Genomic DNA, 15,744 nt, shown 5'->3' with positions numbered 1-15,744 from the left:
GTGGCATCAACTGGCGCGCTTCATGCCCATCACACGCGCGCGTGCCCGTGGGTCACTGTCAAACAGAGCCGCCAGTTGTTCGGTCATCGCACCCGCCAGCTGCTCTACATCCGTGATGGTCACCGCGCGGTCGTAATAGCGGGTCACGTCATGCCCGATCCCGATCGCCAGCAATTCGACAGCGCGTTTGCGTTCGACCATGGCAATCACGTCGCGCAAGTGTTTTTCAAGGTAGTTGGCCGGGTTCACCGACAAGGTGCTGTCATCAACAGGCGCGCCATCCGATATGACCATCAGAATCTTACGTGCCTCGGGACGCCCGACCATGCGGCGGTGGGCCCATTCCAGCGCCTCGCCGTCGATGTTTTCCTTGAGCAGCCCTTCTTTCATCATCAGCCCCAGATTTGGGCGTGTACGCCGCCAAGGAGCGTCTGCGGATTTGTAGACGATGTGGCGCAGATCATTGAGCCGTCCCGGTTGCGCGGGGCGGCCATCGTTCAGCCACGCCTCGCGGGCAAGCCCGCCTTTCCACGCGCGGGTGGTAAAGCCGAGGATTTCGACCTTAACGTTGCACCGTTCCAATGTGCGCGCCAGAACGTCCGCGCAAATGGCCGCGATGGAGATCGGACGACCCCGCATGGACCCTGAGTTGTCCAAAAGTAGGGTGACGCAGGTGTCGCGGAATTCGGTGTCTTTTTCGACCTTGAAGGACAGGGGCGTTGTCGGGTTTGCCACAACCCGTGCCAGACGGCCCGCATCCAGAGTGCCTTCCTCCAGATCAAACTCCCATGACCGGTTTTGTTGGGCCTGAAGGCGGCGCTGCAATTTGTTGGCCAGACGGCTGACCGCCCCTTTGAGCGGTTCCAGCTGTTGATCCAGATAGGCGCGCAGGCGTTCGAGCTCGACAGGCTCGGCGAGGTCCTCTGCGGCGATCTCTTCGTCATGATCGCTTAGGTACACCTGATAGTTCGGGTCTGCCTCTGACATGGGTTGGGGTGGGGGCGGTTCCAGAGGGGCCTCGCCATCAGGCATCTCTGCCTCTTCCCCAAGCTCCTGATCGGCCATGTCGTCTATGGAGACCTGCGCCTGACTCGCGTCTTGTTGTTCTTCCTGACTGGACTCGGGGGAGGCGTCTTCATCCTCCTGATCCTGATCGTCCTGTCCGGTGCTGTCAGGATCCTGATCCTCGTCGCTGCCTTCTTCGGCCTCGTCTTCCTGATCTTCGTCGATCTGGTCGGGGTCATCGCCCAATTGGTCGCCATAGCCCAGATCAGTGATCACCTGCCGGGCGAAGCGGGCAAAGGCGGTCTGGTCGTCCAGAATGTCATCAATGCGATCCAGCGTTCCGCCGGCCTGATCCTCGATAAACCCGCGCCACAACTCCATCGCGTTCTGCGCACCACCGGGTAGGTCACGGCCTGTCGCTAGATGGCGCACAAGATAGCCCGCTGCGGCGGACAAGGGCACGTCGCTGGCCTGTTTGACCTGATCATAGCCACGGCGCATGGCGTCGTTCTTGATTTTGGCGTCGATGTTGCCCGCGGTTCCCGGCATATCGCGCGCGCCCATCGCTTCGCAGCGTGCGGTTTCCATCGCCTCATAGAGGTCCCGCGCCATGTCGCCTTGGGGCGAATAGCGGGCGTGGGTCTGGCCGTTATGATAGCGGCGGTGCAGCGCCAGCGCATCGGCTGTGCCCCGCGCCAGCATCACCTCATCGCGGGTCATGCGGCGGCTGACTTGTGGCAGGCGCATCGCATCGCCTGACACGCCCGATGGGTCCACTGAATAACTGACGTTCAACTCGGGGTCATTGGCCATGACTTTGGTGGCCTCGGCCAAGGCCTTTTTGAACGGATCTGCGGGGTTGTCATTGTTCTGCGCCATGCCCCTGAAATTGCCCTTATGGGCGGGAATGGCAAGGGGGAATTGGCCAGATTGCCAACGACAAGCGTTTCTCGCATCTGGATATGATGCTTTGCCTTTTCACGTGCACGATGGGCAAGAAAGCTTGCGGTCACAGAAACTGGCGCTGAGTAGACCGTTCCAATCGACGCTCAGCGCAGCGAGCTAATGATCACTTTATACCTATCTGGGTTTTTGATGCAGCTTGGACGGACGGCTAATCAACGCCCCATGCCATAGCAGAACCGGAATTGGCGACGTGCCTGCTTCACGAGAGGAAAAACAAAAGTCGTCACCGCAGCGCGCTGGTTTCGGGATGCATTTTGGCCAGCGTTTCGCAGGTTTCAGTTAGGTCTTCGAAGACGCGTTGGCTGGATCGGTCTCGGCGATAAACCACGGCATCCATCAACGAGATCGTATGGCTGCGTTGCTTTGCAATGAAAGTGTCAATTTCGGTCGGGGAGGCTGAGCCAATTCGAATTGCCACGGCGCGAAAGGCGTTGGCGCGTTCTATGTCCGCAGGGTTCACTTCCAGATATGCAGATAGCTGACCATAGTCATGATAGCCTAGCCAGAATCCGGCACACTGAGCAGCGGTTTGTGACTGCGCGTGCTGTTCCGCACAAAGCTGAAGGGGCCAGACCAAAAGTGCGAGACACTTAAGCGCGGGCATCACCCCAAGCTGACACTCGCCGCTGATTCAGGCAGTTCTTCGTCAAACAGGCGCTGATAGAACTCGGCAACGGTTTGCCGTTCCAGTTCATCGCACTTGTTGAGGAAGGACAGGCGGAAGGCATAGCCAACATTGCGGAAAATTTCGGCGTTTTGCGCCCATGCGATGACGGTGCGTGGGGACATAACAGTCGACAGATCACCGTTCATGAAGGCGGTGCGCGTAAGGTCGGCCACGGTCACCATCTGTTTGACCGTTTTGCGCCCCTCGGCCGTGTTGTAGTGTGGGTTCTTGGACAGAACGATCGCGGTCTCAGCATCAATGCTCAGGTAGTTGAGCGTGGCGACAAGGCTCCACCGGTCCATCTGGCCTTGGTTGATCTGCTGCGTGCCGTGATAAAGGCCCGTGGTGTCACCCAGACCAACCGTGTTGGACGTCGCAAAGATGCGGAAATAGGGGTGGGGTTCGATCACGGTATTTTGGTCAAGCAATGTCAGTTTGCCGTCCACTTCCAGCACACGCTGGATCACGAACATTACGTCAGCGCGGCCCGCATCGTATTCGTCAAAGACGATAGCGCAAGGATTGCGCAAGGCCCAAGGCAGGATACCTTCTTGGAAATCAGTAACTTGCTTGCCGTCGCGCAGTTTGATCGCGTCTTTGCCGATCAAGTCAATCCGGCTGATATGGCTGTCTAGGTTGACCCGCACGGCGGGCCAATTCAGGCGCGCGGCGACCTGTTCGATGTGGGTCGATTTCCCTGTGCCATGATACCCTTGGATCATCACGCGCCGATTGTGCGAAAAGCCTGCGAGGATGGCGAGGGTGGTGTCAGGATCGAACTTATAGGTGGTGTCGATGGCGGGTACGCGGTCGCTCGCATCGGCAAAGCCCTTTACGACCATGTCCGTATCAATGCCAAAGACTTCACGGACGGAAATCTCTTCGCTTGGTTTTGCATTGATATCCATCGCGCCGTCCGCCATTTCGCCGTTCCTTACAGTCAAGAGGTGCGCGCCTGTTCGGGCGCGACAAAGCTGGTCATGCGCCGCGTTTGGGCGCGTGGGACGTGGTGCAACATAACGCGGGGAAGGGCAAGGGGAAGGGGTACGCGAAGCCGTACAAACTGCGCGAACTCTGCAAAAGCTGCGCGGCTGGAATGCACAAATGGCTGTCATCCTGTGGCCAATCACAACAATAGGGCGAACAGAATGTCATTTTTTTCAATATATCAAAGAGTGCGCTGCACCGCTCTGATGGCCATTGCAGGTGGGGCGGTGGCTCAGGCCATGTCGCTATGGGGCGGCGATTTGGCACGGTTCATGCCGCCTTTTCCAGTCATGATCTGCGCAGGAGTTGCCGGGGCAGGACTTGCCGGGCTGATGCTGGTCGACGCATTCGGGCACAAAGGATGGCACGGAGCGCTTTGGTCCAGCCTTGGCTGGTCAATCGCCACTCTGTTCGGCGCAGTGGTTGGAGCAACCTTGGTCGCGGTGGAGGGGCCACAGTCCTCACTCCCGGATGTTATGCGAGCGCTCGGCTTTAGCGCATCACTCGGCGTAATTGCGATCACGAACAGCATCGTTACCAGCTCCGCCGTGGCCGGAGACTGGCTGTTGTCAGGGTTGGCGATGCACTATGGAGCGCGGATTGAAAGCCACTTAACTATTTGAAGTTACGGCTGTCCTTAATCTGATCCCAAGCCCAGACGACCTCTTGCAGCTGTTCTTCCTGGCTTCGGTCGCCGCCGTTCATGTCAGGGTGCAGGACCTTGATCAGCGCCTTGTATGACTTGCGTACGTCGGCCTTGGTTGCATCTGCAGTTGTTTCAAGGATCTCGATGGCGCGCTTTTCGGTGGGGGGCAGTTTCCGCGCGGCTGCATTGCCGCCACGGCCCGGGTTCTGGGTCGCGTTCTTGCCCAGCACCTGATGCGGGTCCTCGATGCCAAGGCGGGCCCAGGCTCGCGCCTCAGGGTCAGTCATCGGCTTTGTTGCGCGTTCCCATACTTTGTCCTTGGACTGCTGGGCGTTGATCTCGGCCTCGGTCGTTCCGTCAAAGAAACTCCACTTGCTGTTGTATTCACGTACGTGCTGTTGGCAGAACCAGAAAAAGTCATCCAGCACGTCAGGTGCCTTGGGCGCGCGGAACTTGCCAGCCTCATCGCATCCCTCGTGATCGCAAATCCGCGTCGAGGTTTCGGACGCACCAGACATGCCGCGACGACCGCGCGGGTTCTTCTTTTTGGCCGAAGAAACGGACATATCAAAACCAAAGGGATCAGACTTGCTCATGGGATGGTCCTTTTCGACTCAGGCGCTAGAGTTTAGGCTATGACAGCGAGGATTGAAGGGGGTCAGAGAAAAAAATGTCCGTACGGCAAGAAATAGAAGATGCATTGCGTGCTGCCTTTGACCCACGAGAGATAGATGTCGTGGATGACAGTGCAAGCCATTCCGGGCATGCAGGTGCTCCCGCCGCAGGCGAAAGCCACTTTAATGTCCGGTTGCGCAGCCTTGAATTTGAAGGAAAAAATCGAGTTTCTCGTCACCGCGCGGTGCATTCCGCCTTGGGGTCGGATCTCATCGGGCGCATACACGCGTTGGCGCTTGATCTGGACGTTTAAGGAGACCACTCAAGTCTCAGACTTGAACGTTTAATATTTGCCTGAGTGCATTCTCGCAGAGGCGGTTACGCTCAGAGTGCTCCTTGACCGTCCTATTTTTGCGCGTCGGTTTCGTTGGCCGTCGTTTCTGCGCTTGCCTCTTCGGTTTCGGCGGCGGGTTGCGTGATTGCCGTCATGGGCGGATCCGCTGGCTTTGACGACACAGCCGTATCCCGTGCAGGGGCTGGCAACAATTCGGGTTCGAAATCGTCCATCGCGGCGGCGACAGCCCGGCGAAAAACCAGAATATTTCGCCATTCTGTGGTGCTTCCGGTGAGGCCGGAGCGCTCAATTGATGGCAGGGTTTCGGCGCGCTGATATTCCCAACCTTCGCGGCCCATGTCGTTCATCAAGCTCTCAAGCGCATTTGCAAACCGCCCGTCGGGCCCTTTGACGCCGTGCGCCTTCGTGCCCTTGGTCGGGGCCGGGACAACTTTGTATTCCCAATTAGACATGACCGTACCTTTTTTCGCTTCTCTGGCGCGTATATCCGCGGTCGCACGGCATGAAAAGACCGTGACTGTTTTGGGTAAGTGCGCTCTATTTGCGCCGGATGCCAATGCTGGCGCCCACGCGGGAGGGCCGAGGCAGGCTGGCGTGCTCATCCGCCAGAGTGCGCACTTTGTTCAGCACATCATCGGGCATCGGAGCAACGCGTGGCCCGGATTGGTCCACATGCAGTGTCAGCGCTTCTCCTGTGGCGGCCAACCATCCATCCTGATGCCAGATTTCCTGATAGGAATGAAACCGTTTGGCATCAAAATCAATCAGTTGGAATGTCACTGTCACCGGGTCATTCACATGCAATTCGCGGACATAGGCCAGATGAAACTCGGCCACATAAGTGGTGTTGCCGGTGATCCTGTGATAGTCGGGGCCAAATCCAATCCGCTCGTAAACCTCATCCGCGCACTTATCGAACAGCACGTTGTAATAGGCCATATTCAGATGGCCGTTGTAGTCGATCCATTCGGGCCGCACGGTCATGATTGAAGAACGGAAAGGTGCGGTCACAGCAGTCTCCTGTTTGCGGTTCGCCCCAAGTTAGGGCAGAGCGGTGGAAGAGAAAAGTACGAGGCGCGGAGACAACATCATGAACGACGATGCGGTAAAGGCGCAGTACGAGGCCTATCCTTACCCTGAACGCAAACCGACAGACGAGCGCAAGCGGCTGATCACTGGGTCTCCGTCACTGCCGGTCGAAATGGATCATTGGCTATGGGGTGGCGCGCGCGACTGGACTCAGCCCTTGCGGGTCCTGGTGGCGGGCGGTGGCACAGGTGACGCGCTAATCCAACTGGCGCAGCTGTTGATGGACGCCAAGCGCCCTTACGACATCACCTATCTGGATATGTCCGTAGCTGCGCGCGCCTTGGCAGAAAAACGAGCGAATGTGCGCAAACTTGACGGCATTACATTTGTCACCGGCTCGCTGTTAGACGCCCAGAACTATGGCCCCTTTGATTACATCGATTGCTGTGGGGTGTTGCACCATCTCGAAGATCCACAGGCGGGTTTTGACGCACTGGCAGGCGCGCTGGCGCCGGATGGAGGAATGGGACTGATGGTTTACGCCCCGCACGGGCGTTCGGGCGTTTATCCATTACAGGCTGCGTTTGGACGGATGTTCGAAGGGCTGCCGCCTGAAAAACGCCTCAAGCAAGCCAAAGCGGTGTTCCGCGCGCTGCCCGATGCGCATCCGTTCAAGCGGAACAGACGGGTGGTGGATCATGAGCAGGGGGATGCCGGGTTCTACGACCTTTTGTTGCATGGGCGTGACCGACCATTCACGATCACCGAGGTTCATGAAGCGCTGGGGCAGGCGGGACTGGAATATGCTGGCTGCCCTGAGCCAATGCTTTACGATCCAATACCGATTGTGGGCGAACCACCTGAAGGACTGAGCGAAGTACAAGTGCAGCAACTGGCCGAGGATTTGCGGGGCACCTTCAAGACGCATGTGGTCTATGTGCGGGCCAAAGGCGCCGTCGTTCCGCCCTCGTTTGGGCATGCTGAGGCGGTGCCGCATCTGCGAGTTGTGGAGGCCGCTGATTTAGCGGCCCATGTTGCCAAAACGGGCGGAATAACGATCGATACAGCAGGTGAGACGTTTCACTTTGATGTGGCGCGCGAGGCTGGCCCGTTGATCGCGTTGGTCGATGGCAGACGGTGTCTGGGCGAAATCGGCATGGGGGTTGGAGAGTTTGACGGGCTTTGGTCTTCGGTCGAGGAGGCGCTGTGCGGGTCTGGTATGATGCACTATTCGCGGCTGCTGATCTGAACGAACGAGGCTCAATTGGCGATGTGCCGTCGTGTTGGCAAGCATTGCCACGCAACCACTATGTTTCGCTCGAGGGCACGTTCTGCCGGATTTCTCTAGTTGTTCTTGCATCCGAACTGAACGCCGAGGTCGCAATGTGCTTTCAGCCGTTCCGTATCCGCATCTGTCCAACCTACCGGTGCCGTCGTTTGGACCCATGGCGGAATGTAGTCCTGCGCATAATATGCATGCCCATGACCAGGCGGTGCGCCAAAGGCTAACGCCATATCAAGGGCAAGCTGAAACTGGGTCACGATAGGAATGAACTGGATGTGCTCCGAGGCGTCTGGCGCCGGTGGATCATTCATCCAGGGGGGTGCCCGCCACAGCGAGAACGGATCATAAAAGACAATGGGATCGCTGGAGTATTGCAGGAACACGATACGCATCTGGCCCCAATCGGCCTCAGCCTTGGATGCATCGGAATAGTGAGACGCATAGCGCACGAGCGATCCGTCATCGATGGTTGGTAAAACCCACGGACTGTCTGGCACTCGTGCATTCTGGACATAATTCCAGAAGTTGGAAGGAAAGGGAGGGCCAGCCCAGAACGCTCCGTTGATCGGATCGTCGACAAGGCGGAAAAGGTTGGTTGCGTACATGGATGACCATGCACCTAGGCTCAGGCCGTGTGCATAGAGCCGGGGTCGGTTATCCTTTGGTAAGGTCTTCCAGTAGTTGTGCACGATCTCGAGCAATGATGTGGCCTGATCCAACCCGGTTCGGGTTTCAAGGATCAATGCGAGGGGGGATTGCAGATAAGAATACTGCGCACCGACGGTCGCTATATCGCCATCATGCATATATTCGACGGGATCGTGCGACCCCGGATCCATCCACCCGGTGCCGGTCGGACTGGTGACAATCAAAACCTCACGGTCAAAAGCGCCAAGGCGTTTCAGTTCAGCCAGTGCCAGTTCAGAGCGTTCGCGTGGTGTCTCGCTCTGAGCGCGACCGACATAAACGCGGATTGGGGTTAGCGCAGGCCGTCCGGTAAAGGCTGAAATCGCGGCAGCGTCCGGACCAGTAGTCACAAAATCCCGCCCGGGCTGGCCCATGGAGGCCCAGTCAATCAGGGAATTGGCACCCCCAACAACGTTCGGATCGTCCGGAGGTGGGGGTGCTGCGTCGAACAACTCTTGCGCTGTCTCATAACTGGTGTCGAGAGCCCTAACGGTTTGATCAAAAAGACCATCGCGCGTGACCACGAACAAGAGTAGGCCAACGACGACTGCAGCCAGCACATTAGCGCGGCGTGGCGGCATGATCCTGTACAGCCGCTTTTGGACAATCCAAAATAGCCACTCAACAAGGCCCATAACAATAAAGACGACGGCAAATGTCAGGAACGCGGCGGTCAGGATGGAAATCAGATCGAGTGCATCTGCAGGTTCGAGGCCCATTTTGGTACGCAGGGCGTTTTGCCATTTCAGGCTGGACGCTACGGTCCAGCCCAGAAATGAGACAACCACGATTGTGAGGCCCCACATCGTCAGCCGAGCGGTTTGTCCCGACAGCTGTGGGAGGTCTCCGGCACGCCATAGTAGCCCTACGATTCTGGCGACAAGATACCCGAGCGCCATCACTACCCCGCCCAGAACACCCTGAACCATTGGCCCGCGCGGGATCAAAGACGGCGTGAGAGATGCTGCAAAAAATAGGAAGCCAAAGAGTAGGCAAGGGACTGAAAACGAAGCCAGAATTTTCTTGATAATATGCACTTTTGGTTCCCAACGGTGTGAATCGTAGCGCGAAGAATGAGACCCTTGGCGCAACTGTAAACTCGCCGAAACCGGGGCGCCACGCAAAACTATTATCCGTGTCTTGCGGCGCTTTCGGGTTGGGATGTCATGAACCCATGACAACGCAGTCCAGTATTACCTGATGCGCATCGTTGGAACGTCTATGCGGCGGAGAACCTTTTGGCCTGTTTGTTGGGGCTAAAGCCCGAGTTTGCCCGCAACTATCTCGTTCACTGCCTTGGGGTTGGCCTTGCCACCCGTCGCCTTCATCACCTGACCTACGAACCAGCCAGCAAGTTTTGGGTTCTCACGCGCCTTTTCGACCTGAGCGGGGTTGGCAGCGATGATTTCGTCAACCGCTGCTTCGATAGCGCCAGTGTCGGTCACCTGTTTCATGCCTCGCACTTCGACCACTTCGGCAGGGTCGCCACCGTCCGTGTAGATGATTTCAAACACATCCTTGGCGATCTTGCCCGAAATATCTCCCTTGGCGATCAAGTCTACGATGCCACCAAGTTGCGCGGGGCTGACCGGACTTTCGGTGATGTCGCGGTCGTCCTTTTTCAGTCGTCCAAAGAGCTCATTGATCACCCAGTTCGCCGTTGCCTTGCCGTCGCGGCCTGCGGCTACGGCCTCAAAATAGGCGGCTGTGTCGACCTCAGCCGTCAGAACGGATGCATCATAGTCCGTGAGCCCGAAATCGGCCATGAACCGTGCCTTTTTTTCGTCCGGCAATTCGGGCAGGGAGGCTTTGATGTCATCAACCCAGCTTTGTTCGATTTCCAACGGCAGTAAGTCGGGGTCAGGGAAATAGCGGTAATCATGTGCTTCTTCCTTGGAGCGCATCGACCGTGTTTCGCCCTTGTCCGGATCATAGAGACGCGTTTCCTGATCGACCTCTCCGCCACCTTCGACAATGGCGATCTGACGGCGTGCCTCTACGTCGATGGCTTGCTGGATAAAGCGCATGGAGTTCATGTTCTTGATTTCGCAGCGGGTGCCGAGATGGGAAAAGTCCTGCGTTTCCTGATACTTCTCGTACTGACCCGGTAAACAGATCGATACGTTCACATCTGCGCGCAGGTTACCGTTTTGCATGTTACCGTCGCACGTCCCGAGATAGCGCAGGATCTGCCGCAGTTTGGTGATGTAGGCGGCGGCCTCTTCTGGGCCACGGATGTCAGGGCGCGACACGATTTCCATCAGCGCGACGCCTGTGCGGTTGAGGTCGACAAAGGACATGTTGGGATCCATGTCATGGATCGATTTGCCTGCGTCTTGTTCCATGTGGATGCGTTCGATCCGTACCAAACGTTTTTTGCCTAGATCAGGGCCCGGACCCATTTCAACCAGCACTTCGCCTTCGCCGACGATTGGGTGGTAGAGTTGGGAAATCTGGTAGCCTTGCGGCAGGTCTGGGTAAAAGTAGTTTTTGCGGTCAAAGGCGGACGTCAGGTTGATGGCCGCCTTGAGGCCAAGGCCTGTACGCACTGCTTGTTCGACGCAGAATTCGTTGATCACCGGCAGCATACCAGGCATTGCTGCGTCCACAAAGGCCACGTTCGAATTGGGTTCTGCGCCAAAGGTGGTCGAGGCCCCGGAAAAAAGCTTGGCGTTTGAGGAAATCTGCGCGTGCACTTCCATCCCGATCACCAACTCCCAATCGTGCTTCGCACCGGCAATTGTTTTGATTTTTGGGGTCTCGTAGGTCAGGTCCAGCATCGGTTCTATCCGTGGGTAATGGCGCTGATGCGGGAATAGATCAGGCCATGATGCGCTGCAAGGGGGCGCGACGATTGCGCCTGTTGGCAGTCCGCGTGCATGTGGCATGATTTCAGACATGAAGGTCACCGAAACCGCTCTGCCCTCAGACAGTCTGATCGCACCCTTTGCTGAGCGGGAGGCGCATTAAACCGGTTGCTTTGAGGTGGCGTGCGCCGAGACCGTTGCCTTGCCCGATTTCATCACCGCGTTCTACACACAGCCTTTGTTTCGTGCTGAGCGTTTCGTGTTACGATGGGCGGCAGGCGCGCGCTCAACAGACGATAATGTGGCGACCCTGTCGCAAGGCTCGGCGACACACTTCGCGGTCTGGGAAGTCAGTGAGCGGCGAAACGACCAAGTTTTGCTGGCTCAAGTGGGCGGACGTACCTATTCGTGGCTACAGGCCGGTGATGGCAAGTTACGTTTTGGCTCTGTCGTGGTGCCGGTGCGAGGACGCGCTGGTATGCTGACCCTTGGGCCAGTGTTTCACAGCCTTTTGAGCGCGCATAAGTATTACTCCCGGGCATTGCTAGCGGGGGCTGCGCGCCGGTTGGCGTCTGTTTGATGTTCGCGGGCCGTTCTGTCATCCAACAGCCTCGAGGCCGCCTTGCGAAAACACGACGTGTTTGCCAGACGACAATTCGCGCCGGAATACGCTGCGCAGGAAATGCATCGCGTCGGAATGGCCAGAAGCTGCAAACCGCTCAGCACTGCGCACGCGCAGGGCATTGTCGAACCCGCGCGCAGCGTGGGCCCACAGCATCGGGTGCAGTTCGGTCAGGTGTTCACGCACGATCCAGTTTGCGGCTTGCGCAATTTGAGCGCGCACATAGTCGGCCTCGTCATTGCCAGTCTGGGTCGCGCTCATTGTATTGGCGCAGTAGGCCAGCAACAGATTGACGGTATGCTGGTCACTGGTGTGGCGAAGGATATCGCGCAACCCGTCCAGAAAGAACTCCAGATCAACGCGCGCGCACGCTTCGGTGTCGTTTGAGATCGCGTCGAACATGGTCCAGGTGTAGGCACCCGCACCCCAAACGTCGTGCATGCGGCCAGCCGTGCGGCGCGCCTCTAGTTCGAGTTGTTCGTAGGTGCCGTTCCAGCGGGGCAGCATCTGTGCGCCAAAAGCGCGGTAGGCCCGGCCATTGCGTGGGTCCAGATCGATCCAAGTTTCAAACTGGCGGGCGACCTGACGGGCAGGCAGTGTGCGCGCGGCACTGAGCGCGCATTTTGCCGCCGCAACAAGCGGGGAGTCTAGGCTGGTCGCGTCAAAATCGGACAGGATGCTGTCGGCACGATCGAAATGCGCACTGAACGCCTCAAGATTGCGCGCGGGCACTTCGATTTTCCACGCGGTGCCGCGCCAGGCCCAACCCAGATCCACGTGCGTCAGCGCTACAATACACGCAAGATAAGGGTTTTCGGGATGTTCGGACAATACATGTTCCAGTGCCTCGATCCCTGCCAACAGTGGAGCATCATGGGCTGGACGCCCATTCATCAGGGCATGCTCTACAGCGCTAACCACATCATTGCGCGCGCCATATGCGAGGATTTCGGCGACGGGCATTCCGCCGGGGGTTTTGAGCCGCGCCGCGTCGGCCGCCGCGATCTCTGCCGTCAGCTTTTCCCAGTCCTCAAGACGGGCCAGCTTCTGACCTCGCATCTGGTGGACGTCTCGGGCACGCTCTTCGGCCGTGGGATCAGGGCAGGGGATGGTCAACGCAGCTTTGAGCGGCTTAAGTGCGGCGCAAGGCTGAGGAACGTGATGCGCGGTATTCACCGGCTGCATCACGCCATCATGCGCCATTTCCATCCGTGGGGATTTGAGTTTGGTGCGCATTAGCGCGATTGGTGCCATGAGGCGTGATGCCAGTGCCATAGTAAATTCCGAACTTGTTACACCGGAATAGATGGCAGCCGATTGGGTCACAAACAGGGCGGGGGCGGTACATGTTCGCGCTTCTTCAGTGGAGATTTGGCGGTGGATTTTCGCATAAACGTGACAATTTGATCGATATCGGTGGATTGTTGCCCAAGACAGGTCAAATGGCGCTCAAAAGTGCCCTGTACTGGACACGAGGCAAACGGCTCGTTCATAGTTGAGCGCATGTTTTTGAACCGTGCCCTTTTTGTAATGTGTACTGCTGTCGGAGCGGCGATTATTTCGGCGCCTTCCATTGTGCAGGCGGAGGCGAGCATTCAGGCCGCTGATGTATTGCAATCTGAAGTGGAAACAACGACTTCTGAGGCGCAACTTAGTCTCGCCGATGTTCGGCCCCGGCTGCGAGAGCACGATATCCCAGCCACCCGCTGGGCCGGCAAACCGGACCATATGTTATGGAACCATGCCGCGCTGAGTGCGCTAAAAACTCACGCAGTGGCACTGGTTGAGGAAGTTCCCAAGGATATAGGGGCGTGGTGTCCTCTTTATCCGGACGCAACGGACGAGCAGCGCCGCAGCTTCTGGCTTGGGTTCATGTCTGCACTGGCCAAATTTGAAAGCACTTACAATCAGCGCGCCGTTGGCGGCGGTGGAAAATGGTTCGGTTTGTTGCAGATTTCGCCTGCCACCGCGCGCGGGTATGGATGCAATATCGGTTCTGGCTCGGCCCTCAAAAATGGGGCGGCCAACCTTAGTTGTGCTGCCCGCATTATGTCGGTGACTGTACCGCGTGATGGTGTGATCTATGCCCCCGGCGGGCGTGGTGTTGCGGCCGATTGGGGACCGATGCGCAGCCGGTCTAAACGTGCAGACATGGCAGGTTGGTTGCGTCGCCAAAGCTATTGCACGCCGCTTGCCACCACGCGCCCAGTGTTGCGGCCAGTACGTTTGGCCTCTGACTGAACGGCGCGCCCGACAGTAAATATGATGTTTCGACGGATCATCAACCTGACGCTCAGACAAGTCTTCAGCATCAAAACACGCCCGCCTTTATCCCAAGAGGGAAAAATGGTGACGTTCGACTTTGATGTTGCGGGCTTTCAATTCTTCTTCGAACGCGTCGGCATGGGGCGTGGCCTCCAGCGGAAGGCGTACTTTTCGCCCTGACACCAGCACTGCACTGGCGCGCACCGAAAAGTCGAGCCGGGTATCAAGCCGCATATGGCTGATTTTGTCCCACGTGATCTCACCGGTGCGTTTGCCTGCGAACCAGCGCAGCCTGTCTGGGCCGATATCTACCCCAGAACGGCGCCCAACAATCAGGTCGTATAAAGCGGGCAAAGTACACAGGCCGATGAGCCCAGCCAGCCAGAGCGAGGCATCGATTGTCATTACAGCTATGATGATCAGGGCCCAGACGACAACAAGTGCCACCAGCGTCTTGCGATTTCGCCCGCTTGTCTCATAGCTGTAAGGTGTCATGGGCGCTCTCAGCGCCCACCCGTGACGTCAAGCGTTGAACCGGTCACGTAGCTGGCATCTGGGGAGGCAAGCCACAGAATCGCGCGTGCAACCTCTTCGGCTGAGCCTTCCCGTTTCATTGGCACCATGTGGGCGAGCCGCTGCGCACGGCCGGGTTCGCCGCCCTTAGCATGGATTTCGGTGTCGATCAGACCAGGGCGGATAGACATGACGCGAATGTTGTCGCCCGCGACTTCATCTGACAGCCCCTTGGTAAAGATGTCGATGGCGGCCTTTGAGGCTGCGTAGTCTACATATTGGTTGGCTGATCCCAGCCGTGCGGCGGCAGACGAGATATTTATGATCGCTCCGCCGTCGCCCTGTGCCTGCATACGCATCACCGCTTCTTTGGCGACCAACATTGCACCGATGACGTTGACGTTCATCATCCGGGTCAGGCGGGCATGGGTGATTTCAGTGACTTTGGCGGTCTGGTCAACGATCCCTGCGTTGTTGATCAGCACGTCGATGCGGCCAAACTCATCATCGACCATCTTATATATGGCTGCGATGTCCTCTGGGTCAGCGACATCCCCTTGAGCCAGTATAGCGCGTGCGCCCAATGCTTCTGCTTCGGCCTTAACAGCCTCAGCTGCGCTTTGGTTGCTGCGGTAATTCAGAACGAGGTCATAGTCCGGGGCCGCCAGTCGCGCGCAGGCGGCGCCTATTCCGGCGGAGGCACCTGTGATCAGGCAGATTGGGCGCTGTGTCATGAAATATCACCTTAAGTCTTAGTGGCGCGTTGGTGAGGACGTATAGAGGTGGAAGCCATCCAGATCGCCTTTGCCCACATTCGCACCTGCGTGGCGCAAAGTGGCATAGCCAAGCGTCAGGTGGAACTGCGCATTTGGCAGTGCAAAGAGGAGTGCATAGTCTTTTCCGTTTTGGGTCAATGTTGCTTCGCCGGCATTATGGGTGATCTCGCGGTGTTCTGCATCGTGGAAATCATGGCGTGAGACGGTCTCAAGAAGGAACGTCATATCTTCGGACAGTGCCACGATCAGTCCGGGATCATTGTCAAAGGGCAGATCAGGGATGTCGCGCCCCACAAGCGGCAGGATCGTCCGCGCCACAAACCCAAGTGCGCAACAGAAGTGTTCTCCGGCGGTAAAGCTGTCAGGTGTCAGGCGCGCGGAAATCGGATCTTCGGTTTCCAAGCACGCAATCAGGCGAGGCACGGTTTTAGCAAGCCGTTTCAGCGGTGGGACGGTGGCGTCAAAGAAGTCCATGGGGGGCATTCCAAAGGTGTGGGAGCGAGGAGGGCAGCCCCTCGC

At 57.8% G+C, this 15,744-nt stretch carries 17 protein-coding genes; 5 read left to right on the top strand and 12 right to left on the bottom strand.

Translation table 11 applies throughout. From position 1 onward, the window contains the following. Nucleotides 1-6: 6 nt before the first annotated feature. From cobT to cobS, 3 genes are all read right to left on the bottom strand, one after another. Nucleotides 7-1,884: a cobaltochelatase subunit CobT gene (gene cobT, locus ABJD00_RS08305; protein WP_413829595.1), complete on the bottom strand. Its 1,878-nt coding sequence runs from the start codon at nt 1,882-1,884 to the stop codon at nt 7-9. Between the two features lie 310 nt (nt 1,885-2,194). Then, the gene (locus ABJD00_RS08300) at nt 2,195-2,575 is read right to left on the bottom strand and encodes a hypothetical protein (protein ID WP_413829593.1); all 381 of its coding nucleotides are present in this window, start codon (nt 2,573-2,575) and stop codon (nt 2,195-2,197) included. Beyond that, on the bottom strand, nt 2,575-3,561 hold the full coding sequence (gene cobS, locus ABJD00_RS08295) for a cobaltochelatase subunit CobS (protein WP_413829591.1): 987 nt from the start codon (nt 3,559-3,561) through the stop codon (nt 2,575-2,577). Before cobS ends, ABJD00_RS08300 begins: the two co-directional genes overlap by 1 nt. 225 nt (nt 3,562-3,786) lie before the next feature. On the opposite strand from cobS, the gene ABJD00_RS08290 reads away from it, so the two are divergent. Continuing rightward, a complete protein-coding gene (locus ABJD00_RS08290; RefSeq protein ID WP_413829589.1) occupies nt 3,787-4,248 on the top strand; it encodes a hypothetical protein in 462 nt (153 codons plus the stop codon). Here ABJD00_RS08290 and ABJD00_RS08285 read toward each other — a convergent pair. Continuing rightward, nucleotides 4,241-4,867: a J domain-containing protein gene (locus tag ABJD00_RS08285; protein ID WP_413829587.1), complete on the bottom strand. Its 627-nt coding sequence runs from the start codon at nt 4,865-4,867 to the stop codon at nt 4,241-4,243. The two genes, ABJD00_RS08290 and ABJD00_RS08285, sit on opposite strands and share 8 nt — an antisense overlap. A gap of 74 nt (nt 4,868-4,941) precedes the next feature. Between ABJD00_RS08285 and ABJD00_RS08280 the strand changes: the two genes are divergently transcribed. After that, on the top strand, nt 4,942-5,199 hold the full coding sequence (locus ABJD00_RS08280; RefSeq protein ID WP_413829585.1) for a BolA family protein: 258 nt from the start codon (nt 4,942-4,944) through the stop codon (nt 5,197-5,199). A gap of 92 nt (nt 5,200-5,291) precedes the next feature. Here the strand turns inward: ABJD00_RS08280 and ABJD00_RS08275 are convergent, their stop codons facing one another. After that, nucleotides 5,292-5,693, bottom strand: coding sequence for a DUF4177 domain-containing protein (locus ABJD00_RS08275; protein WP_413829583.1), 402 nt, complete (start codon nt 5,691-5,693; stop codon nt 5,292-5,294). Between the two features lie 85 nt (nt 5,694-5,778). Further along, nucleotides 5,779-6,252 carry a thioesterase family protein gene (locus ABJD00_RS08270; RefSeq protein ID WP_413829581.1) on the bottom strand — a complete coding sequence of 158 codons (474 nt, stop codon included), beginning with the start codon at nt 6,250-6,252 and terminating at the stop codon, nt 5,779-5,781. 79 nt (nt 6,253-6,331) lie between these two features. Here ABJD00_RS08270 and ABJD00_RS08265 point away from each other — a divergent pair, with 79 nt between their 5' ends. Further along, nucleotides 6,332-7,519: a class I SAM-dependent methyltransferase gene (locus ABJD00_RS08265; RefSeq protein ID WP_413829580.1), complete on the top strand. Its 1,188-nt coding sequence runs from the start codon at nt 6,332-6,334 to the stop codon at nt 7,517-7,519. 95 nt (nt 7,520-7,614) lie between these two features. Here ABJD00_RS08265 and ABJD00_RS08260 read toward each other — a convergent pair whose 3' ends face one another. Together ABJD00_RS08260 and gatB are read right to left on the bottom strand one after the other, a co-directional pair. Next, nucleotides 7,615-9,279, bottom strand: coding sequence for an alpha/beta hydrolase (locus ABJD00_RS08260; protein ID WP_413829578.1), 1,665 nt, complete (start codon nt 9,277-9,279; stop codon nt 7,615-7,617). 219 nt (nt 9,280-9,498) lie between these two features. Continuing rightward, nucleotides 9,499-11,022 (bottom strand): Asp-tRNA(Asn)/Glu-tRNA(Gln) amidotransferase subunit GatB, encoded by a 1,524-nt coding sequence (gene gatB / locus ABJD00_RS08255; protein ID WP_413829576.1) that lies wholly within the window; start codon nt 11,020-11,022, stop codon nt 9,499-9,501. 229 nt (nt 11,023-11,251) lie between these two features. Here gatB and ABJD00_RS08250 point away from each other — a divergent pair, with 229 nt between their 5' ends. Then, on the top strand, nt 11,252-11,629 hold the full coding sequence (locus ABJD00_RS08250) for a hypothetical protein (protein ID WP_413829574.1): 378 nt from the start codon (nt 11,252-11,254) through the stop codon (nt 11,627-11,629). 18 nt (nt 11,630-11,647) lie between these two features. On the opposite strand, the gene ABJD00_RS08245 is transcribed toward ABJD00_RS08250, so the two are convergent. Continuing rightward, on the bottom strand, nt 11,648-12,946 hold the full coding sequence (locus tag ABJD00_RS08245; protein WP_413829572.1) for a hypothetical protein: 1,299 nt from the start codon (nt 12,944-12,946) through the stop codon (nt 11,648-11,650). A gap of 228 nt (nt 12,947-13,174) precedes the next feature. Between ABJD00_RS08245 and ABJD00_RS08240 the strand changes: the two genes are divergently transcribed. Then, on the top strand, nt 13,175-13,912 hold the full coding sequence (locus ABJD00_RS08240) for a transglycosylase SLT domain-containing protein (RefSeq protein ID WP_413829570.1): 738 nt from the start codon (nt 13,175-13,177) through the stop codon (nt 13,910-13,912). Nucleotides 13,913-13,999: 87 nt separating this feature from the next. Here the strand turns inward: ABJD00_RS08240 and ABJD00_RS08235 are convergent, their stop codons facing one another. Genes ABJD00_RS08235 through ABJD00_RS08225 form a run of 3 tightly spaced genes read right to left on the bottom strand, consistent with a single transcriptional unit; the run spans nt 14,000 to nt 15,699 of the window. Then, the gene (locus tag ABJD00_RS08235; RefSeq protein ID WP_413829568.1) at nt 14,000-14,431 is read right to left on the bottom strand and encodes a hypothetical protein; all 432 of its coding nucleotides are present in this window, start codon (nt 14,429-14,431) and stop codon (nt 14,000-14,002) included. An 8-nt stretch (nt 14,432-14,439) separates the two neighbouring features. Further along, the gene (locus ABJD00_RS08230; protein WP_413829566.1) at nt 14,440-15,183 is read right to left on the bottom strand and encodes an SDR family oxidoreductase; all 744 of its coding nucleotides are present in this window, start codon (nt 15,181-15,183) and stop codon (nt 14,440-14,442) included. Between the two features lie 18 nt (nt 15,184-15,201). Continuing rightward, nucleotides 15,202-15,699, bottom strand: a complete 498-nt coding sequence (locus ABJD00_RS08225; RefSeq protein WP_413829564.1) for a DUF1993 family protein — start codon at nt 15,697-15,699, stop codon at nt 15,202-15,204. Nucleotides 15,700-15,744: the final 45 nt, after the last annotated feature.

Source organism: Tateyamaria sp. (genome assembly GCF_039945315.1).
Classification (GTDB): domain Bacteria; phylum Pseudomonadota; class Alphaproteobacteria; order Rhodobacterales; family Rhodobacteraceae; genus Tateyamaria.
The sequence above is the reverse complement of the archived record's forward strand: the minus strand, read 5'-3'. Positions and strand labels throughout refer to the sequence as shown.